The organism is Corynebacterium sp. c8Ua_99 (assembly GCF_039907185.1).
GTDB lineage: Bacteria > Actinomycetota > Actinomycetes > Mycobacteriales > Mycobacteriaceae > Corynebacterium > Corynebacterium jeikeium_D.
Window position 1 is genome coordinate 1 of sequence record NZ_JASBOG010000024.1, and the last position, 20,206, is coordinate 20,206.

Here is a 20,206-nt window from a genome sequence, read left to right on the forward strand (position 1 = left end):
GGTAAACAGAATTAACTAAGCGTCGATCGGATCCTCGGTTTCCTCTTTTGGTGAATCCTCGTTGGCTCTCTGTGGCAGACTGTCTCTATGACTAATCAGACACCTAACTCCGATGTGGTTAACCTCGCTTCTTCTGAGGACGAGGCTCAAGACAACTTCACTCCCGTAACGACCGAAGAAGGTAAGCTACAACAGCTTATTGAATGGCTCGAAGAACACGTCTCGGCCTATTCCTACTTGAGCGAGGTTGTCCCCTTGGGTGCCTCTGAGGAAGACATTAAGAAGGCTCGTGCTTCAGTCAATGACCGCGGCGCTCGTATGCCAGACGCCATCATTCACGGTTCAATGATGGTCCTGGGGGCGGCCGTCAACCATTCCTCGCCATACCTTGCGTATGCCGACGGCAAAGTAGAGGTGACGGATACGACGGTGGGGGATAGTCCTAGCGTTCCGGTGCGGGTTTTTGTCCCACAGGATCCAACCGGGTCTGTGGTAGTTGCCGCACACGGCGGCGCTTTCTGGATGGGCGACGGCAGTCTGCGTGAGAATTCCTTCGGCCCAAATATGGCTGCCCTGGCAGCCCGATCGGGCGCAATTGTTGTGGACGTGGATTACCGGCTCGCACCAGAGAATAAGGTATCTGAGGCCGTCTATGACATTGCGCGGGTAGTCGCATCTGTCGCAGATGATTCGTTGCAGCTTCAAAAATTGGGTGCAATGCCCATCAGTGATCAGAACCCGTTAGTTCTTTATGGTGTCTCTTCAGGCGGCCACAACGTTGTTTCCGCGGTAGACCAGATTAGTCAAGACACTCCGGTTGCTCTGTTGCTCGTTGCCCCGGCTCTAGACCTGCGTGGTGCTCCTGCGGTGTGGTTGCAGGCATTCTTCGGCACCTCTGATGATTCGGCAAAGGAAGTGTCACCGGGATTGCATGAGCCGTCGCGAAGCATGCGTGTCCACGTTCAGGCGGCCTCCCGCGATACTGTTGTTCGGCCAGCTACCGAGTACCTGAAGAAGGTCGAGGAGGCAGGTGGAGACGCCACTCAGGCGGTATTCTTGGCGACTCACCAGATTGCGGTTCCAAAGGTTCAGCGAGAGCAGATTACGGACGCGGCGCGGTTCATTCTAGAGGCCACTCACACGGAACGTGAGCTGCCAGAGGACCCGGCAGGTGAATACGATAAGGAAGCGATTGACCGGCAGAACGAAGAGTCCTGGGGTAAGAGCTAGTCAACCCGTTTCAGTTCCTAATGGCGCTCTCGCCGTGCATGTGAGCGCCGCGGAGGGGAGCGCTGCTAAGGGAAATCGGGGGCGGGGCGGCAACAGCTCAGTGCCAAAAGGTCGGGGCTAACAGCCCCCTCGACTAGTTCAGCGGCAGGAGGTTGCGCTTCGTTGCGTGTACCTCTTCCACCCGGTCGATGTTCCGTTCGAGCACATTCCAATCGTTGACCGGAATATTGCGCTGGGCTTGGGCAATGACTGACTTGTCAGGAGTGGACCACGCGAGGGGCACTGGGGTGATCTCATCGTAGAACTCGGTGCGGCTCTTGTGCGTACCAGCAACAGCAACAGCTGGCACCTTCGCGCCCACGCGGCGAGGAACCCCGGAAATCGTGGTGACCGTACGTGTAGCCAGGGCCGGGACGGGCTCGCCATCGGAGGGGTTTTTACGCATGTCCACCAGGGTCATCAGCACCATGGTCCGCTCATCCACACGCGCAATCATGGCCGGAACCAGCGGGGATTCGTCGTAAAGCTCTTGCGGATCCTTAATTGCGCGTCGCACCTGGAAGGTAACGCCGACGTAGAGAGCCGCGAGGGCGAAAAGCACAACCGCGCTGCCGATAACAAACGGCGTGCGGTCGAAAACTACTAGAACCAGCACAGCGCCGACGAGCAGCAGAGCAGAGAAAATGCCGGAGGAGATGAGCAGTCGGCGGGCATCGCGGTAGTACTCGTTGTTGGCGTTGGTGTGCTCGCGGTTGACGGGGAAGTGAAAGTTCATGGCAGTCCTTTAGTTATCCAGTTTTCTAGGATTCCGAGCTAGCGGTGGAATCACCGGGCAGGGAGGGCCCGAGGTACTCGTCTGCGTCGACGATTCGGTAGGCGTAGCCCTGTTCCGCCAGGAAACGCTGGCGGTGAGCTGCGTATTCGGTATCGAGCGTATCGCGAGTCACCACCGAGTAAAAGACGGCGCCACCGCCATCGGACTTCGGGCGCAGGAGACGCCCCAGGCGCTGTGCCTCCTCCTGTCGGGAACCGAAGGTGCCGGAGATTTGCACGGCGACAGAGGCTTCGGGAAGGTCGATGGAAAAGTTCGCAACCTTGGAGACCACCAGCGTGTTGATCTCGCCGCGCCGGAACTTCCCAAAGAGCTCCTCGCGTTTGGCGTTGGACGTCTTTCCTTCGATGACGTCGACGCCGAGCTCTTCGCCGATCTCTTCGAGCTGATCCAGGTAGGCACCAATCACCAGAGCGGGTTCGCCCTCGTGTCGGGCAAGGATTTGCTTGACGACGGGAATCTTCGTCGGCGTCGTTGCGGCCAGACGATACCTGTCGGAGGCCTCAGCCGTGGCGTAGAGCATGCGCTCGGACTCGGTCGGGGTCACGCGGACCTCAACGCAGTCTGCCGGTGCGATCCAGCCCTGGGCTTCAATGTCCTTCCATGGGGCGTCGTAGCGCTTCGGGCCAATCAGGCTGAAGACATCGCCCTCGCGGCCATCTTCGCGCACCAGGGTAGCGGTGAGCCCCAGTCGACGGCGCGACTGCAGATCCGCACTCATTCGGAACACGGGAGCGGGCAGGAGGTGGACCTCGTCGTAGATGATGAGGCCCCAGTCGCGGGAATCGAATAGCTCGAGTGCGCGGTATTCTCCCTTAGTCTTGCGCGTGACCACTTGGTAGGTCGCAATGGTGACGGGGCGAATTTCCTTCTTTTCGCCGGAGTACTCGCCGATTTCGTCCTCGGTCAGCGAGGTGCGTCGCAGCAGCTCGTCGCGCCACTGCCTGCCGGCGACGGTGTTGGTGACCAGAATCAAAGTGGTGCGCTGCGCGTCTACCATGGCCGCTGCACCGACGATTGTTTTGCCTGCGCCACAGGGCAGCACCACGACGCCGGAGCCACCTTCGCGGAAGGAATCAGCCGCCATGCGCTGGTAGTCGCGCAGTTCCCAGGTGTCGTGGCCTCCGGTGCCCTGATCCTGCCAAGCGATGGCGTGTGCCTCACCGTCGATGTATCCGGCGGTGTCATTGGCCGGCCAGCCGACCTTCAGCAGCTCCTGTTTGATACGGCCTCGCTCGGAGGGGTGCACGGTCCAGGTGTCGGCATCGATTTGCTCACCGAGCATCGGACGTATCTTTTTGTGCTTGGTCACCTCGGCCAGTACCGCAGGGTCGTGTGAGACCAGAATAAGGCCGTGAGCTGGATGCTTGGTCAGGCTCAGGCGACCATAGCGGTCCATGGTCTCCGCGACGTCGATAAGCAGCGGCTGTGGGACGGGGAACTTGGAGAAGCGCTCGAGGACATCGACCACCTGCTCCGCGTCGTGACCGGCGGCGCGAGCATTCCACAGCGCCAGCGGGGTGATGCGGTAGGTGTGCACATGTTCAGGAGCACGTTCGAGCTCCGCGAACGGTGCCAGCGCCGCGCGTGCCGCATCCGCCTCCGGATTATCGACCTCCAGCAGCACCGTCTTATCCGATTGGACGATCAGCGGCCCCGTACCGAAACCCATTATTTCCTCGCCTCGCAGACATTCGACCAAAAATAAGCTAAAGGTCAATTCTGCCACGATTACGCAGAAGATGCGTCACGGGCTCGAATCATCCCGAACCGCCACATTCGCTTCTGCATCGCTTTACGACGGTCCGCGCGCCCGCCGCCTAGTCGACAGGATGTACTTCGGTAATGCGATGCAGCAGGAAGCGCAGCACTTGGCTGGTGGCCGGGTCGATAGCATCGACCTGCCCACCGGAGACGGTGACTGGGCGCACGCGCTTGCGGCCGGGTTTGCCGTTGCGGTCAACGTAGCTCAAATACAGGTCGTCGCCATGGCGAGCCGCGCGCTGCAGAAGCTTGAACGCTTCGGTGCCGGAGGCGTAGTCGCTCGTGCCACCGGTGCTAGCGCTGGCACCGGCAGCCGTGCCCGTACCTGTCGCCGAATCCGCAGCCGAGCCAGAGACCCCAGCAGTGTTGCCACTGGCTGCAGTGCCACTGGAACTACCAGCGTGCTCAGCAGCACGGTTGCCATCGGCAATAGCCGTCAACGCCTGGCTGATGCGTTCCGGTTCGGGCATCGCTGTACGCGCAGCGGGCACCGGAGCTGGCGCCTCAATGCGGCAGGGAGCGCGACCGAGATCCAGCACCAAACCCTCTGCATCTTCGGCGATGATGGAAAAGCCCGCATTTCTAGCGGTCTCAATCACCTGGGCAAGCGGGGCCTGGCTAATTAGCACCGTTTCGGCAATCTTCCGCAACGCCAGGCTTTGTCCAGCCTGGTGACTCTGGAATGAGGCCAGCAGGGCCGGATCGTCACAGCGGATAAACGAAGCTGCGGGGCCACCGCGGAGACGACCGTGGCGGCGGGCGACGTCGTCAAGCAAATAGGTAATGGACTGCGGCACCTCGCCGACGGCGTAGCGCGAAAGAAACTCCGAGATATCGGCGGCATTGATGCCGGCGTCGAGGGCATCGCGAAGGCTGTCTTCGGTCACGCGGTAGACGCTGGCGAGGCCGGGAGATTCCAGCTGCGCAATCGAACTGAGCATGCGTTCCATCTCCGGGGATGCGGGGCCCGGTACGACGATGGTGTTGTCCGCCTGAACCATCAGGTACGAGGCGTTCGGCGGCAAGAGGTTGTTACAGGCGGCACGCAGATCGTCGAAGGCCTCGGCGGTACCGGAATCGATGAGCGCGACCATGGCTTTGCCGACCTCGCTAAGGCCGACGGAAATCGTTTCCACGCCCGGGTCCCGCACGACGATGCCGAGGGCGACCAGCTCGTCGACCACGCCACTGAGCGCCTCGTCCGTGCACCTCGCGTTGGTAATCGGGTAGTAGTAGGCGGCGCATTCACGCAGGTCGGTCAGAGCAACGATGTCGTTGTCGCTTGCCGACGACGCCACCTGCGCACAGCAGGCCAGCACCATTTCCCGGATTGACGGTACCCCGGAGAGCCGAGCTTGTGGGGAGAGTAGAGCAATGCGCTTGCCTTCCTCATTGAGCTGGTCGACCCGCCAGGGAGCTGCGTCGCTAGTGCGAGTGCCGACCGTCAAACTCACCCACCGGTCAACCAGATCGGCGTCGAGGAAGCCGTCGGCTGCCAGCGTGGGGGCGAAATAGTCACCACCGCTGTCGTGCAGTGGCAGCGGATGTGGAGTACCGACATGAACCAGGCCCGCTGCACTGAGATTAGCCACGCCGCGAGCCAACTCCGAGATGTCGACGCCGAGCTCCTCGATGAGACTGCGGGTTTCCCGCACTCCGATGACACCGTTTTTCAAGGTCGGCGCGGGGTCGGTTCCCAGCAAGTCCAGCAGGTCAGTCGCCTGTCGCAAAGTTTCCCAGGCAGTGGCGGCAGCGCGGTCGTTACCGCTGGCGATCGCGTGGGTAGCGGGGGTTTCGGGGCGCAGGGGGACGTCGTCGTCGGCAAGCCCGACTCCACGCATAAGCGCGCGAACGGTGGCGGGCAGGCGGACGGTGCCCTCGTCGATGCGTTCGAGCAGGCCGGCGTTGATGAGCGCTGGGACCGGCAGTGAAGGGTCGGCATCTGGATGAGCGTCCTTTGTGACGCCGAGCCCTCCGGAGTTGGCGAGGGTATCCAGGAGACGCTGCTGCCTGTCTGTGACCTCGGTGAGTGCCGTGCGTAGCTGGCTGCGGCTGGGGCCATCGGGATTGGGCAGAAGATACCAGCCAGGTGGCAACGAGGTGGCGACCTCATCGCTGAGGCAGAAGTAGTCCTGCCAGGGCAGAGGCTTCTTGCGGGTGGACTTGCCGGTGAAGGTGCCGCGGGGGCCGGGACCGTTGCCCCAGATGAGTCCGTATTCGCGCAGGGTATCGAGGCTTGTCCGAATATGCGTGGCCGTGGGCCGTTGATTGGCGGGAACCTCTGCTCGAGAGAGTAAGTCGAGAATGTAGTCGATGAGGGCGTCCGCAGTGACGGGTTCGGCGTCAGCACCGAGGTCGGCGGCGGCCTCAATGCAGGCGAGCTCCAGTGCGGGCAGTCTGGTCAGCGCGCGGGAGACAGAAGCGCGGAGCTGGAGCCTTGCCGCTAGCACCTGGGAAGACTTCGGCGGTGGCGACAGCGCATCGGGGCGATTGCTGAGGATAGTGCCCACAAATTGGTCTGGTTGACCTGCCAGCCAGTCGGAAAAGAGTGCAAAGGGGGTGGTGCTAGTCATGACAATCCCCACTTTAGTGAGATTTAAGGAGGGGAGAAGGTGACTGGGGAGAAAATTTTTGGGATAATCTCAGCATGGCTAACGTTGCAAAGAAATCCTATGTCGATCCCGGCTGGCCGAAGGACCTCGAGCCTGGTCAGCACGCTGTTACTGAACTGATTGCTCACCACGCTGGTGCAGATTCGCCTTTCGGCGACATTGAGTTCCCGGTTGATCCGGAGACTCTGGGTTACGTGCACCCGACCACGGTGATTAACAAGTAATCTTTTAGATTCTTAGCAGAGCTACATCTGCTGGAGGCCCGCAGCCGTGACTGCTAGTTCAGTCATGGCTGCGGGTTTTCACATCAGTGGCCTCGGGGCGGGGGCTTGAGTAGGGGCGCTTGAAGTGGGGGCTTGAAGTGGGCGGGGGCTTATTCAAGCCCGTTTCCGGTTAATCCACCGGAATGGCCCCATGGATGCGGGCTGCAAATGTGAAACTGTGTAAGTTTATGACACTTTCAAGCCATTTTTCGGGCCATTTTTGTCATAAACGCAGTCACTAACTCGCGTTGGCACGCCGTCGCCAGCCATAAACGCAGGCAGTAATTCACGCAGTCACTAACTCGTGTTGGGTCGGCACCGCCAACCTGCGGAAGGCAAAAAGTAGCCCCGAAGGGGGATTACCCTCGGGGCTACTGTGATGAGCTGGCTAGCTCGAAAGTCTTAGATCAGACCCTGCAGCTTCGACAGGTCGAACGGAATGGCTGCGACCAGTTCCTGCGGGAGCTCAACCTCGCCGGTCAGTGCACGGAACTCAGCGATGAGTGCCTGAGCGTCGGACAGGCTGTCGACGTTGGACAGGCGGTCAGCGAACTGCTGAACCAGGTCAGTCTTGGAGTCGGAAGCAGCAGCTGCCGGAGCGGCCTGTGCGCGAACAGGAGCGGAGCCCTGGCTCGGGTGCGGACGATCGGTCGGGCCGGAGGAGAGACCCAGGCTTGCGGAGCAAGCCGGCCATGCGCCCCAACCCTGCTGAGCCAGGACCTTCTCAGCAACGTAGATCTGCTGCTCGCGGGAAGCCTGATCAGCGGTCGAAGCGAACTCGTTACCACCGAAAGCGTTCCAGGTGCTTGCGGAGAACTGCAGACCGCCGTAGTAGCCGTTTCCGGTGTTGATGTGCCAGTTGCCACCGGACTCACACTGTGCCAGGCGGTCCCAGTCGGAGTCCGGAGCTGCAGAAGCGGTCGGTGCGAAGATAGCGGCACCGGCACCGAGGATTGCGCCGGTCAGTGCAACCTTTGCCGAAGTGGAAGCGAAGGTGTTGGTCTTAGCTGCGTGGCGAGCCATATGAAAATTTCCTTTTCGTCGATTTTCTTTGTGGCGCCAGTGGGGCTAATGCAACCCCATCTCACTCTTATGGAAAGTTCTTCACGTTATTGATAACGGGCCGATGTCATCGCACTGGAGTGAGATGAAGGCGATCTATGCGACTTCGTCCGTTAAACGCGTCGATTGCACACCGTAGCGGTTGATAACGAAATAGTCACGCGAATCGCCGGATTCTTAATTTTGAGCGCCGGTGGGAAATATGCATAAAAGTAGGTGAAACTGCAGGTAAGAGACGTGACTGTTATTGGTGTTGTGTAAGTTAAAACTTCAAAATGTGATAAAGCTCACGTTATCGTCTTGTTATTTTTCCGGTTTTGGCGCGCCGCATGCACTGAGAAGGATGGCCATAAGAGATAGCCATAAAGAACCAACGCTGGCAGTTAGTTGCCGTCTCGGTGCGTCAATCCGCGAGAGTGCTCGCTTCACACAGATCCGTCTTCCCTTTATGTCCCCATCTATGGGTATAATTGAGTTCTTTAGGTAATCGGAGGTGACGTGCACATGCACGCCGCTACCGCTGCCGCCACTTCGCACTAGTAAGCAGTAATAAATAATGTGTTCCCGGTTGGAGTGCGTCCTGTTTTGGTCGCACCTTAATTAAAGGAACACCATTAAGACAGCACCCGGCCTGGCATATCCTCGCGGTCCTGTCTGGCCAAGCTCGCCCCGAGCGAGCCTCTAACTCTGGCCATTTGTGCGTGCGAGGACGGTGGCAAATGCGGAAGAATTGCATCTCCGATCCGAAGACCCCGAAGGGCAGTCACCGCTGCACAAGGGGAACGAGGTTGAGTGCCCCCAGTCACAGGGCACGGGAAGGTTAGGTGGAAAGTGCCCATCGGTAAGGTCAGGTGGTACGACAAGGATCGCGGTTTTGGCTTCGTTTCGAATCCGGACGGTGAAGATGTCTACATCGGCAAGAACGTGCTGCCGAAAGGCGTGGAAGAACTCGTAACTGGTCAGCGCCTGGAGTACGACTACGCTGACGGCCGCCCAGGCCCGCAGGCCCTCCGGATCAAGGTGCTCGACGAGGGACCGCGCGGTGCCCGTCACCGCCGTGGCGGGGCAGGTGGGGGCGCAGGAGCCCGTCGTCAAGCAAAGAAGCACAGCCCCAGCGATCTCAACGGCATGATTTCGGACATGATTTCCATGCTGGAGTCGACGGTGCAGCGTGACCTGCGCGACGGGCGTTACCCGGAGCGTAAGGACGGCCACCAGATGGCTGAAGTCCTGCGTGCGGTCGCGCGCGAGCTGGACTCGTAAGTCGGTAGAAGATGTGAAAAACGCCCGCTCACGAAGGTGGATAACCTCAGTGAGCGGGCGTTTTGCTGTGCTTTACGACGGTTCGTTGACGATCGACCAAGTAATACCGTAGGTGGTCTCTTCACCCTCGGAGTTCTTTCCGATGAGCGCGGTGGAAACCTCCACGACCCCGAGTGGGGTGCGTTTGCCGGCAACAGCTGCGGAGCCGGCGATGGTCTCGGTCGTGGCTTCGCCCGGATCCTTGCGAGAGGTGGAGTTGACCGCATCGTCGGAGAAGAAGCGCTGCAGAGTCCAAGAGTTAGAGCCAACAGTGGAGCCGACGTTAACCTCAGCTGTCTCCTGCTCGCCCAGGGAAATCTTGGCGGCGTTGGCCTCAGTCGTGGTGCAGGCATTCTTCTCAAAGAGGTCGCAGACGCGGTAGGGAAGAACCTCTGTGGTTTCGCCGTCCTGAATGACTTCGATGGACAGCGCGTGAGGGTCGTCGATTGCCTGGTTGGTCCACTTATTGACAGCAAGGACAATGCCGGTGACGACAAGACCCACCACGACAATAGCGCCGACAACCATGAACGCCTTACTATTCTGTTGCCAGCGGCGCCTACTCGATCCCATCAACTCTCACTTCCCGACATTCGTAACGGAATTGAAGCTACGTTCAGTCACACTAGCCGTTCTCGGGCCAGATACTGCTATTCACTCACGGTAACACGGTAGGCTGTGGGCCATTTCTTTCCTGTAAGCAGGAACTGACGGGTTCCATTGGGGGAGGTGGAGGAAGAATCCGGCATTAGTGCAATGCCGTTGAGCACATCAATACTGTTTTGCTCTGCCGGGGCGAGCTGCGCGTACAAGTCGCGGAAGAGTTCGGTGGCATCGACGATGCCTGTGACCTTTCCGTCTTCCGGGTTGATGCGGTAGATGAATGGACTCTGCCAGACGTTGGCCCAAATCTCGCGGTGCGATTGAGGGGAGTTTGGTCCGTCCGCGTTGCTCTGGTTGTTTGAATCGCTCGTGTCCGCTGGTGCTTCGTCCGGCACTTCGTCCGGAGCTGCGTCGCCGTCGACAGTGACGCACTCGAGTTCGTTGAGCCACGTTGTCTCCGTGCCTGCCGCAGTGACGGGCAGTTGGCGCAGGGAAGAGAGGTCATCGGGGGCGCGGAAAGTGAGGGTGCCACTGCCGTCGGAGGTCACGATGGTGTCCTCGAAGGAGCACGCGCCCCAGCCTTCGGTGTCGAAGGGAACCTCGCGACGCTGCTTGAGAGTAGCCGCGTCGCGTTCAATGGCGCGTCCTTCCTTCCACGTCAGCTGCCACACGGTATCTCCATGACGGGTAATCCCCTCGCCGAAGAGTTCAGGCTGTAAATCTTCCACGTTGGTCGGCTCGGCTGCAGAGTTGTCGAGCCACTGCGGTAATCGGTAAATCTGGGACTCGCCGTAGAGGCCGGTGCCCATCAACAAAGAGCCATCGGGTTCGAACTCAAGGCCCTGGACAAAAGGCGCAGCGACGTTCTTCTCCGTGGGAAGTGGTGGAGCCGAGACAGGATAGGACTGCTCGATGGCCAGTTTCAGTGTCGGAACGTCACCGAGCCCCGGCACCTTATCGGCACCGACCAGTTCGGAGGGATTAACCGATGCTGAAGTCGACCTTGGGGCGGTGCCGGAGTTCGAGCCGGCACTAGCTCTACTAGTAGTGGCCTCGCCTGAGTGATTGCCACCTGAACCAGTTTCAGCCGCACAACCGGCCAATAGGGCGGCAGTTGCCACGGAGAGGATGGCAGCTCGGGCCGTCGTAAAGCGTGATGAGTGGAAGGTGCGGGCGGGTTTTGCGTCGCCCGACGGGAATCTGTCCATAGCTTCACTCTAGGATAGGAAACGTGACTGAAAATCGACGACGTTCCCGAAACAGCCGCCGACGGGGGAAGGTGATGAATCACCAGGCGGTCGACACTGCCCGTACCGCGATTGAAGAGCTCGGGGAGGGGCCTGCCGGCGCGCACACCGGTGTAAGTGTCGTAGGCGAGGGCGTTGCGGTGCATCGTTTTGCGGCTGACCTGCCCGGATACAGGGGCTGGGAGTGGCATGTGGTGGTCGCGTGCGCGCCGGGCACTCAACAGGCGACGGTCAGTGAAGTGGCTCTTGTCCCTGGCGAAACCGCGCTGCAGGCGCCCGAATGGGTTCCCTACGAGGAGCGGTTGCGCCCCGGCGACCTTGGCCCGCGCGATCTGTTGCCGGCTGCAGTGGGAGATGAGCGACTCGACGGCGATGACTTGCAGACCCGCACGCTGTCGGCGCGTGGTGTGGAAGATACCGATCAGCGCTGGGAAGAGGGCGATACCGGCCCCGAGAGTGACTTTGCTCGGGAAGCATTGCACCGTTGCCGAACCTGCGCCTTTATGGTCCCGCTCACCGGGCCGCTCGGTAAGAACTGGGGAGTGTGTGTCAACGAATGGACATTCGATGCCACGGCCGTAAGCTTTGACCACGGCTGCGGTGCTCACTCAGCTATCCCGGAAGTAACGGGGCAGGGCGCACCGGTGGCGGAACCCTACCAGGATTCGCACCTGTAGCTTTCCACCTAGGCAAACGCGATGACGAAGACGGTGCAGCTTCGACGCCGTCGTGGCCCCAGAGACTGCACCGTTACGGTTTTCGGCACAAAAATTCCGCTTTGACACGGATAAACACGTGACACGGATAGTAAAGAGACTCTAGAGAGGCATAAAAAATGGACAAAGGTACGTCCACCTCTGCAACATCCTCAGATGAGGCGAAGGACTCCAAGCCTGCACGGAAGGGGAGCCATCTTTCGGCAGTGGACCGCTATTTTCACATCACGGAGCGCGGTTCGACAACCGTAACCGAGATTCGCGGTGGCGTAGTGACCTTCTTTGCGATGGCCTACATCATTCTGCTCAACCCGCTGATCCTCGGCAATATCGAGGATGTCAATGGCAATAGCCTGGGGATACCACAGGTCGCCGCTGTCACCGCGCTCGCCGCGGGTGTCATGACCATTACTTTTGGTCTCTTTGCCAAGTACCCCTTCGGCATTGCGACGGGCCTGGGCATCAACACCCTGGTTGCCGTGACATTCGTTGCTAACGAGGGGCTGGCCTGGGAAGAAGCGATGGGGCTGGTCGTGCTGGACGGCGTGATTATCGTGCTGCTAGCGCTGACCGGATTCCGCACAGCTGTCTTCCACGCGATTCCGTCCGATATGAAGGCCGCGATGAGTGTGGGTATCGGCCTATTCATTGCCATGATTGGTCTGGTCGACGGTGGCCTGGTTCGCCGTATTCCCGATGCCGCTGACACGACTGTTCCGGTGCAGCTCGGCATCAATGGTCAGATTGCCTCGTGGCCAACCGCCGTGTTCGTCCTCGGGCTGATTATCTGCGGCATCATGGTTGTCCGCAATATTCCAGGTGGCCTGTTTATCGGCATCGTGCTGAATACCATCATTGCGCTCGCAGTCGAGGCCTTGACGGATGCGGGCCCCTCCTTCGCTGATGGCAAGCCAGTGCCGACCGGTTGGAATCTCGCGGTACCGACTCTGCCGGACCGCGTAGGCGGCATGCCGGACTTGTCCCTCGTTGGAGCTGTGGATCTTTTCGGTTCCTTTGCCCGCGTCGGTGCCCTCAGCGCCACCATGCTGCTGTTTACCTTGGTCCTGGCGAACTTCTTCGATGCCATGGGCACGATGACTGGTCTGGGCAAGCAGGCCGCACTTGTCGATGAAGACGGTGTGCTGCCGGACATGAAGCGCGCACTGGTTGTCGAAGGCACCGGTGCCATTGTCGGTGGTGCAGTCAGCTCCTCGTCGAACACCGTCTTTGTGGACTCCGCAGCGGGCATCGCCGATGGTGCACGGACTGGCCTTGCCAACATTGTCACCGGCATCCTCTTTCTGGCGGCGATGTTTTTCACCCCGCTCTATGAAATCGTGCCCATCGAGGCTGCCGCGCCAGTGCTGGTCATCGTCGGTGCCATGATGATCGGGCAGATTACCGAGATTGATTTCACCCGTTTCGACATCGCACTGCCGGCATTTTTGACTATTGTCACCATGCCGTTTACCTACTCGATTGCAAATGGTATCGGCATCGGTTTCATCACCTTTGCTGCGATGGCTATCTTCTCGGGTCGTGCCAAGTCCGTGCACCCGCTGATGTGGATTGTCTCCGGCCTGTTCGTCATCTACTTCGCCGCCGATCCGTTCACCGCTCTGCTGGGCGGTTAAAGAGTTTCCATGAGTACCACCACATCCCTCGAACGCTTTGCGCCCATTGTCGTCGACGATCCCGCCGACAGCCGTCTCGATGACATCCGCAACCTCAACAAGTCCGATTCCCGCCCCGATCTGCCCGGTGGGAAGGGGTTGGTCATCGCCGAAGGCACGCTCATTGTGCCGCGGTTAGTGCGCTCACGCTTTCCGCTTCGCGCAGTCTTTGGTACTCGCCAGAAGCTCGCATCGCTTGCCGACGGACTGACCGCGAGCGAGGCCGCTATTGCGGAAACGGTGCCCTGGTTTGAGCTCGACCGCGAGGTTCTGGCCGCAGCGGCCGGATTTGATCTTCACCGCGGCCTGCTGGCTACCGCTGACCGCGCGCCGGAGCTATCGGTGAACCAAGTTCTGAGCGGAGCCACCACCTTGGCCGTGATGGAGGGCGTCGGCGACCACGAGAACATCGGAGCTCTGTTCCGTAACGCGGCGGGCATGGGCGTGGATGGGGTCGTCTTCGGCGCGGCCTGCGCCGATCCGCTGTATCGCCGCAGCGTGCGTGTTTCCATGGGGCATGTGCTGACAGTCCCATTTGCGACTCTGCCCGGTACTACGACCACCTGGCAGCGAAGTCTGGACCAGCTCAAAGAGCAGGGCTTCCGCGTGGTGTCGATGACCCCTGCGGGCACGGTGGACCTGTGGGATGCCATGGACACGGACAAGGTCGCGATTCTCGTTGGCGCTGAGGGGCAGGGGCTTACCGAGCACGCGATGGCAGCCACCGATGTGCGTGCCCGCATTCCCATGTCACCGGGAACTGACAGCCTGAATGTGGCTACCTCCGCAGCGATCGCGTTCTACGAGCGACTGCGCGTTCAGTCGCAGCGTGCAGGGCGGTAGAAACTATTTCCCGAACTTGCCTCGCGCCCGCTGCCAGGTGCGGCCAGCGAAGTTCTTGGCCTTAGCCCCAAAGCGACTGAGCTCCTCCAGAAAGTCTCGGTTCGGTTCTGCATTGTGAACTTCGTAGTCGTCGTAGGCGCGGTCAAGCTCTGCGCCAGACTCGGACGAACCCGGCTCACCCGTTAGCCCGCGTGGACTACGAGACGTCGAATACGAAGGTCCGGGAGCCGCACGACGGCCATCGACCGCAAAACCACTTACAGGGATATCTGTAGCGGGCGAATGCGGGTCGAATCCGAGCCAGTCGGTGATGACGGCGTCGGCAAGCTCTGCCGGAACGAACGGCAAACCGACCCCCTCGCGTGGACGCGAACCCGTATCTTCGAAAGCGTCGGGCAGCGGCCGGTGCTTGCCTGCCCAGAAGCTGCCCTCTGCGGGGCAGGGAAGACCGATGTCTTCCAGTGTGCGGTAGCGAGTAGCGGAGAAAGCGCGCTTGAGCTCACCATCGTGCCAATGCGCAAAGGCGCCGAAGCCTGTGGATTTATTCGACACGCTCGCGTAGACGTCCGTGGCGGCAATCTCCTGGCGCAGACGAGGCGACAGCTGGGACAGCTGCGAGACATCATCGAGAACCGTCTGCAGTACGGCAACGCCCTCAAAGCCACCGATGTAGTATTCACCGTCACCGGTTTCCGCCGAGCGGTTGAGCGGGAAATCACCAATCGGTGTTACCGGCAGTGTCGAGTCATAGAGAGCTAGGAAACGACGCCCGAAACCGCGGTCGTGCTGAACACCTGTCTCCAGGGTCGCAGCAGGGTCATTGGTGCTGATAAACCAAATCGTGACTACACCGCGGCGAATCGCGGAGAATTCGAAATCAGAAGCGTTGCCACTGGTCATGGAGCTCATTGTCGAGGGAAACTCCTACTTCTTCGGGCCGTTCGGACGTACGCCGAGAAGCACATCCTCCCAAGACGGCATGACAGTCTTCTTCTTGCGCTTCGGCTGCTCCGCGTCCGGGTGCTGCAAGAACTCCGCCTCGTCAATATCGTCGTCGGCGGCATCGCTTTGCGACGGAACATCCTGCTCCCCGTGGTCTCGCTGCGGCTCCGCCGAAGACTGCCATGCGGCTGGCATCTCAGAGGTATCCGCGGTATCAGCAGCTCGATTGGCCTGCGGAGCCAAGTCTCGGTTGCGGCGGGCAAAGTCGGGGTCAATCAGCTCTGCTGCCAGCTCATTGCGAGCAATGGTGAGCGCGGAAAGTCCCTCCGCCTGGTAACTCCACTCAGCTACGTTGGTGGTGTGGCCGACATTCCAAGTAACCGTCACAATCCACTGTCCACTCGGGTCGCGGTAGGCATCCCACGAGGCATCGGCGAGTTCCTGGCCACGAGCGGCAAAAGCGGTGGCGAGAATCTCCCACAGGGACAACTTGGCCGGGCCATCAATGCGACGTGGCTTCGACTGCTTGCCGAGCTCCGCAATACGTGCGCGCTCTGCAAGCACCGGGTAGGCGAAGGACTCAATCTTGCGCGGCTGCATGCCGCTGTACTCAATGAGCTCCTCCACCGTCTGACCGCTGCGAATGCGGTCCTGAATTTCGCGCGGCGACAAAACTACGCGAGGCTCTTCCAGAACAGGCTTCGGCGCCGTTGGAGTCTTCTTCGGTGCCCCGCCTGCCGTAGCGGAGTTGCCGGCCGCCTCGCTGCCTTCGGCCGAGTCGCCGCTTGAGGTGGTGGCTTCCGCTGTGCTGTCACTAGTGGAACTTCCGTCGGTGGAACCGCTCTCTGCGGTAGCACTCTCCCCAGAGCTACCGCTGGCAGTGGCGGTGGCGGCGCTGGATCCGTCGGCAAGCGATGCGGAATCAGCTGCAGCAGGGGAACCGGCGGCATCGGCGAGCTCGAAGTGCTCGACCAGGAAAGTGCGCAGGTTCTCGTCGAGAGGCAGCGTGAAGCGAAGTCCCTCCTGCCGTTCCTGCTCGGTGATATCGGCGGGAACGAGAATCAGTGAATCGGTCACATCGCCGTCCAGAACGGGCTTCAGCTCCCTCATGCGAGAACCTCCTTGTTGGTCGACGTTATAAGTAATGCTCACTAATCATGGTAAACGACAAAACTCCCGCGTCACGGACAAATGGGGCAATGCCCTTGCGCGTGGCGCGGGAGTTATGCGGCTGAGGCCGGTATTTGGCTGTTACTTTGCAGCGTAGCCGTTGTCCAGAACCCAGTCGATAGCGCCAGTCAGACGACGGATGTCCTCCGGGTCGATGGCCGGGAACATACCGATGCGCAGCTGGTTGCGGCCCAGCTTGCGGTACGGCTCGATGTCGAGGATGCCGTTGGCGCGCAGAACCTTGGCAATCTGTGCGGCGTCGATGTTGTCCTCGAAGTCGATGGTGCCGACGACCAGCGAGCGCTTTGCAGCATCGGTGACGAACGGAGTTGCCTCCGCGCGGTTCTCAGCCCAGTTGTAGAGGTGGGAGGAGGACTCGGTGGTGCGGGCAACCATGCCGTCGAGACCGCCGTTGGCGTTCATCCACTTGACCTGATCAGCCAGCATCAGCAAAGTGCCGACGGCCGGGGTGTTGTAGGTCTGGTTCTTGCGGGAGTTATCAACGGCAGTCTGCAGGTTCAGGAAAGCCGGGATGAAGCGGTCGGAAGAATTGATCTTCTCAATACGATCGATGGCAGCCGGGGACATTGCAGCCAACCAGATGCCGCCGTCAGAAGCGAAGCACTTCTGCGGGGAGAAGTAGTAGACGTCAGCCTGGGACATGTCGACCGGGAGGCCGCCGGCACCGGAGGTGGCATCGATAGCCACGAGCTGGCCCTCGGAGCCTGCCGGGCGGGTGACCGGAACCATGGTGCCGGTGGAGGTCTCGTTGTGAGCCCAACCAATAAGGTCAACGCCCTCTTCGCCAGCGACAACCTCAGGTGCGGAACCCGGCTCTGCTTCGATGATCTGCGGAGCGTCGAGCCACGGAGCCATCTTGGAGGCCTTGGCAAACTTGGAGGAGAACTCACCGTAAGTCAGGTGAGCGGACTTCTTCTCGATGAGCCCAAAGGTGGCAGCATCCCAGAAAGCGGTTGCGCCGCCGAGGGACAGGACAATCTCGTAGCCGTCCGGAAGCTGGAAGAGCTCAGCCAGACCCTCGCGAACCTCACCAACAACGTTCTTCACTGCCGGCTGACGGTGGGAGGTACCCATGATAGAGGTACCGCCGTCAACGATTGCCTGAATCTGTGTCGGGCGAACCTTCGACGGACCGCAACCAAAGCGGCCGTCGCCGGGCTGGAACTCTTCAGGGAGGACTGGGAATTGATCGCTCATATGAGGCGCAACCTTTCAAAGTGCATTCAAAGTGAAGCTTGATATACAGCCGTTGTCTTCAAACTCTAGCGGTAATCGGGGGTACTTATAGCAAAAGGGTGGGGTTCAATTGCCCCCGCTTCCGTACTTTGCATAACAAAACAGGGTGGATTGGCGTATTTGCAAAGTTTGCGAAGAATTTTTTCCAGTTTTGTTGGTGCTGAAAACTTGGCGGTGTGGAGCCTCGGGCGGGCGGCGAGGGGTGAATTATTGTGGATTTAGTCGATGTGTTTTCGGGCGTCGGCTCGATGGCTTTTGAACTTTTAAAGACATTGGCTGTTGAATGTGCTCCTGACCTCCTGATTAGTAAATGAGCAGTGACAACGTAATAAACCCGTTTTTCCATTTGCATTTCGGGGTGAAGAGGGGTCAAGATTGGGTAAGCCCAGGCTGCCCGAATGGGGTAGAGGGTGTTGCACTGCTCACACTCTTTGATATTGTGTGTTCTAATCCACTGCAGGTGTCGGTTCTTTATGGTTACGACACGGTCGATGTGAACTAAGCAAACTTTTTTCACTGGGCAAGATGCAATGGAACGCAAATGTCGCGCATAATTGAATCATTGAAAACAATGCGACCCCGAAGGGGTGGCGTGGAGTTGGGAGGCAGCATGCTGTTTTCCGCTGTGCCTGCTTCCCCCGCACTCTGGAGTCGTTAAGAAGAATTTTTCTGTGAAAGGGAAGTTGTGGCTACTAAAGACGGCAAGGCTGTACTCCACTACCCGGGCGGCGAGTTCGAGATGGACATCGTCAAGGCAACCGAGGGTAACGACGGTATCGCACTGGGCAAGATGCTCCAGGAAACTGGACTGACCACCTTCGACCCGGGCTACACCGCCACCGGTTCTACCGAGTCCAAGATCACTTACATCGACGGCGGTAACGGCATCCTGCGCTACCGCGGTTACCCGATTGAGCAGCTGGCTGAGAAGGCTACCTTCAACGAGGTTTCCTACCTGCTGATTCACGGCCACCTTCCGTCTGAGGAAGAGCTTGCGCAGTTCAACCACGACATTCGTCACCACACCCTGCTGGACGAGGACTTCCGTCGCGCATTCAGCATCTTCCCGCGTGGCGCACACCCGATGCAGACCCTGGCTTCCTCGGTCAACATTCTGGCTTCCTACTACCAGGACGAGCTGGATCCGCTGAACGAAGAGCAGCGCAACCTGGCTGCGGTTCGCCTGATGGCTAAGGTCCCGATGCTGGCTGCATACGCTTACCGCGCATCCAAGGGTGAGCCGTACATGTACCCGGACAACAACCTGAACGCTCGCGAGAACTTCCTGCGCATGATGTTCGGTTACCCGACCGCTGACTACGAGGTTGACCCGGTAGTGGTTGACGCTCTGGACAAGCTGCTCATCCTGCACGCTGACCATGAGCAGAACTGCTCCACCTCCACCGTCCGCATGGTCGCTTCCTCCGGCGCTTCCATGTTCGTCTCCATCGCTGCTGGTATCAACGCTCTGTCTGGCCCGCTGCACGGTGGCGCTAACCAGGCTGTTCTGGAGATGCTTGAGGACATCCAGCAGAACCACGGTGGCGACGCAACCGAGTTCATGAACCGCGTGAAGAACAAGGAGCCGGGCGTCCGCCTGATGGGCTTCGGTCACCGCGTCTACAAGTCCTACGACCCGCGTGCAGCTATCGCTAAGAAGACCGCTCACGAGGTGCTCCAGCACCTCGGCGGCGACGAGCTGCTGGATCTGGCTATGAAGCTGGAAGAGATTGCACTGGCTGATGACTACTTCGTCTCCCGCAAGCTCTACCCGAACGTTGACTTCTACACCGGTCTGATTTACCGCGCCATGGGCTTCCCGACGGACTTCTTCACCGTCCTGTTCGCCATCGGCCGCCTCCCGGGGTGGATCGCTCAGTTCAACGAGCAGGTCACTGACCCGGCATCGAAGATCAACCGCCCTCGCCAGATTTACACCGGCGAGACCGAGCGTGACTTCGTTCCGCGCGACCAGCGCTAAGGTTTCTAGCGATTACTGCGTAGGGGGTTCCTCGCAGGTAACTCAGCATAGAAAAGTCCAGCGTTGAAAACGCGAAAAGGCGCGTACTAGCCTTCGAAAGGTTGGTACGCGCCTTTTATTTTTCCTAGAATTCTAAGAAACCCCATTTAAGTTGGGTCCATTTACGTTGGGCTGAATACCAACTGTGAAAAAGCCAACTGTGATAGGAGATTGTCTTGTCCAAGCCAGAACTCACTGCTAAGTCCGGTCCGGCTCCGACGGAACTCGTCATCAACGACCTCACTGTCGGTGACGGCAAGGAGGCCACCCCGGGTGCTCGTGTCGAGGTCCACTACGTGGGTGTTGACTACGAAACCGGTGAAGAGTTCGACTCTTCCTGGAACCGTGGCCAGTCCATCGAGTTCCCGCTGAACGGCCTGATTGCCGGTTGGCAGGAAGGCATTCCGGGCATGAAGGTCGGCGGTCGTCGCGAGCTGATTTGCCCGCCGGAGAAAGCTTACGGCCCGGCTGGTGCAGGACACTTCCTGTCTGGTAAGACCCTGGTCTTCGTCATCGACCTGTTGGACGTTAAGTAAAAGTCCGCATGCTAGCTCTGTTGGCCGGCTGAGCTTCGCTTCGCGGTTCCTGCCCATCCCTCCGTCGGCGGTTTGCAGGATTTCCGGCGAAGAAAGTGACTGCGTTTATGACACTTCAGGCGTGAAAAATTGCC

General features: G+C 59.7%; 17 protein-coding genes. 8 read left to right on the forward strand and 9 right to left on the reverse strand.

Features of this window, described 5'->3' with window-relative positions; all coding sequences use genetic code 11:
* The first annotated feature begins 87 nt into the window (after positions 1 to 87).
* A complete protein-coding gene (locus QKE19_RS10845; RefSeq protein WP_069359667.1) occupies positions 88 to 1,230 on the forward strand; it encodes an alpha/beta hydrolase in 1,143 nt (380 codons plus the stop codon).
* Between the two features lie 133 nt (positions 1,231 to 1,363).
* Here the strand turns inward: QKE19_RS10845 and QKE19_RS10850 are convergent, their stop codons facing one another.
* The 3 genes from QKE19_RS10850 to QKE19_RS10860 all read right to left on the reverse strand — a co-directional run bounded on the left by QKE19_RS10850 (position 1,364) and on the right by QKE19_RS10860 (position 6,399).
* The gene (locus tag QKE19_RS10850) at positions 1,364 to 2,005 is read right to left on the reverse strand and encodes a DUF3239 domain-containing protein (protein WP_147766661.1); all 642 of its coding nucleotides are present in this window, start codon (positions 2,003 to 2,005) and stop codon (positions 1,364 to 1,366) included.
* Positions 2,006 to 2,030: 25 nt separating this feature from the next.
* The gene (locus tag QKE19_RS10855; protein ID WP_016423319.1) at positions 2,031 to 3,734 is read right to left on the reverse strand and encodes a DNA repair helicase XPB; all 1,704 of its coding nucleotides are present in this window, start codon (positions 3,732 to 3,734) and stop codon (positions 2,031 to 2,033) included.
* Between the two features lie 148 nt (positions 3,735 to 3,882).
* Positions 3,883 to 6,399 (reverse strand): helicase-associated domain-containing protein, encoded by a 2,517-nt coding sequence (locus QKE19_RS10860; RefSeq protein WP_347891055.1) that lies wholly within the window; start codon positions 6,397 to 6,399, stop codon positions 3,883 to 3,885.
* Positions 6,400 to 6,473: 74 nt separating this feature from the next.
* Between QKE19_RS10860 and QKE19_RS10865 the strand changes: the two genes are divergently transcribed.
* On the forward strand, positions 6,474 to 6,662 hold the full coding sequence (locus QKE19_RS10865; protein ID WP_016423317.1) for a hypothetical protein: 189 nt from the start codon (positions 6,474 to 6,476) through the stop codon (positions 6,660 to 6,662).
* A 441-nt stretch (positions 6,663 to 7,103) separates the two neighbouring features.
* Here the strand turns inward: QKE19_RS10865 and QKE19_RS10870 are convergent, their stop codons facing one another.
* Positions 7,104 to 7,724 carry a transglycosylase family protein gene (locus QKE19_RS10870; protein ID WP_016423316.1) on the reverse strand — a complete coding sequence of 207 codons (621 nt, stop codon included), beginning with the start codon at positions 7,722 to 7,724 and terminating at the stop codon, positions 7,104 to 7,106.
* 870 nt (positions 7,725 to 8,594) lie between these two features.
* On the opposite strand from QKE19_RS10870, the gene QKE19_RS10875 reads away from it, so the two are divergent.
* Positions 8,595 to 9,026, forward strand: coding sequence for a cold shock domain-containing protein (locus QKE19_RS10875; RefSeq protein WP_258225407.1), 432 nt, complete (start codon positions 8,595 to 8,597; stop codon positions 9,024 to 9,026).
* A 72-nt stretch (positions 9,027 to 9,098) separates the two neighbouring features.
* Here the strand turns inward: QKE19_RS10875 and QKE19_RS10880 are convergent, their stop codons facing one another.
* Both QKE19_RS10880 and QKE19_RS10885 read right to left on the reverse strand, forming a co-directional pair.
* On the reverse strand, positions 9,099 to 9,593 hold the full coding sequence (locus QKE19_RS10880; RefSeq protein ID WP_016423315.1) for a DUF2771 family protein: 495 nt from the start codon (positions 9,591 to 9,593) through the stop codon (positions 9,099 to 9,101).
* A gap of 122 nt (positions 9,594 to 9,715) precedes the next feature.
* A complete protein-coding gene (locus tag QKE19_RS10885; protein WP_347891058.1) occupies positions 9,716 to 10,876 on the reverse strand; it encodes a glutaminyl-peptide cyclotransferase in 1,161 nt (386 codons plus the stop codon).
* A gap of 23 nt (positions 10,877 to 10,899) precedes the next feature.
* Here QKE19_RS10885 and QKE19_RS10890 point away from each other — a divergent pair, with 23 nt between their 5' ends.
* The 3 genes from QKE19_RS10890 (at position 10,900) to QKE19_RS10900 (ending at position 14,147) form a co-directional block, all read left to right on the forward strand.
* On the forward strand, positions 10,900 to 11,592 hold the full coding sequence (locus QKE19_RS10890) for a DUF3027 domain-containing protein (RefSeq protein ID WP_347891060.1): 693 nt from the start codon (positions 10,900 to 10,902) through the stop codon (positions 11,590 to 11,592).
* A gap of 158 nt (positions 11,593 to 11,750) precedes the next feature.
* Complete coding sequence (locus tag QKE19_RS10895) at positions 11,751 to 13,265, forward strand: NCS2 family permease (RefSeq protein WP_347891062.1); 1,515 nt, start codon at positions 11,751 to 11,753, stop codon at positions 13,263 to 13,265.
* Between the two features lie 9 nt (positions 13,266 to 13,274).
* Positions 13,275 to 14,147, forward strand: a complete 873-nt coding sequence (locus QKE19_RS10900; RefSeq protein WP_347891064.1) for an RNA methyltransferase — start codon at positions 13,275 to 13,277, stop codon at positions 14,145 to 14,147.
* 3 nt (positions 14,148 to 14,150) lie between these two features.
* Here the strand turns inward: QKE19_RS10900 and QKE19_RS10905 are convergent, their stop codons facing one another.
* From QKE19_RS10905 to serC, 3 genes are all read right to left on the reverse strand, one after another.
* Positions 14,151 to 15,056, reverse strand: coding sequence for a hypothetical protein (locus QKE19_RS10905; protein ID WP_347891066.1), 906 nt, complete (start codon positions 15,054 to 15,056; stop codon positions 14,151 to 14,153).
* Positions 15,057 to 15,071: 15 nt separating this feature from the next.
* Positions 15,072 to 16,199 carry a septation protein SepH gene (gene sepH / locus QKE19_RS10910; RefSeq protein WP_347891068.1) on the reverse strand — a complete coding sequence of 376 codons (1,128 nt, stop codon included), beginning with the start codon at positions 16,197 to 16,199 and terminating at the stop codon, positions 15,072 to 15,074.
* A 141-nt stretch (positions 16,200 to 16,340) separates the two neighbouring features.
* Positions 16,341 to 17,477 (reverse strand): phosphoserine transaminase, encoded by a 1,137-nt coding sequence (serC, locus tag QKE19_RS10915; RefSeq protein ID WP_347891070.1) that lies wholly within the window; start codon positions 17,475 to 17,477, stop codon positions 16,341 to 16,343.
* Between the two features lie 724 nt (positions 17,478 to 18,201).
* Between serC and QKE19_RS10920 the strand changes: the two genes are divergently transcribed.
* Together QKE19_RS10920 and QKE19_RS10925 are read left to right on the forward strand one after the other, a co-directional pair.
* Positions 18,202 to 19,497, forward strand: coding sequence for a citrate synthase (locus tag QKE19_RS10920; RefSeq protein WP_016423307.1), 1,296 nt, complete (start codon positions 18,202 to 18,204; stop codon positions 19,495 to 19,497).
* Between the two features lie 215 nt (positions 19,498 to 19,712).
* Positions 19,713 to 20,072, forward strand: coding sequence for an FKBP-type peptidyl-prolyl cis-trans isomerase (locus QKE19_RS10925; RefSeq protein ID WP_005511805.1), 360 nt, complete (start codon positions 19,713 to 19,715; stop codon positions 20,070 to 20,072).
* The last annotated feature ends 134 nt before the right edge of the window (positions 20,073 to 20,206 follow it).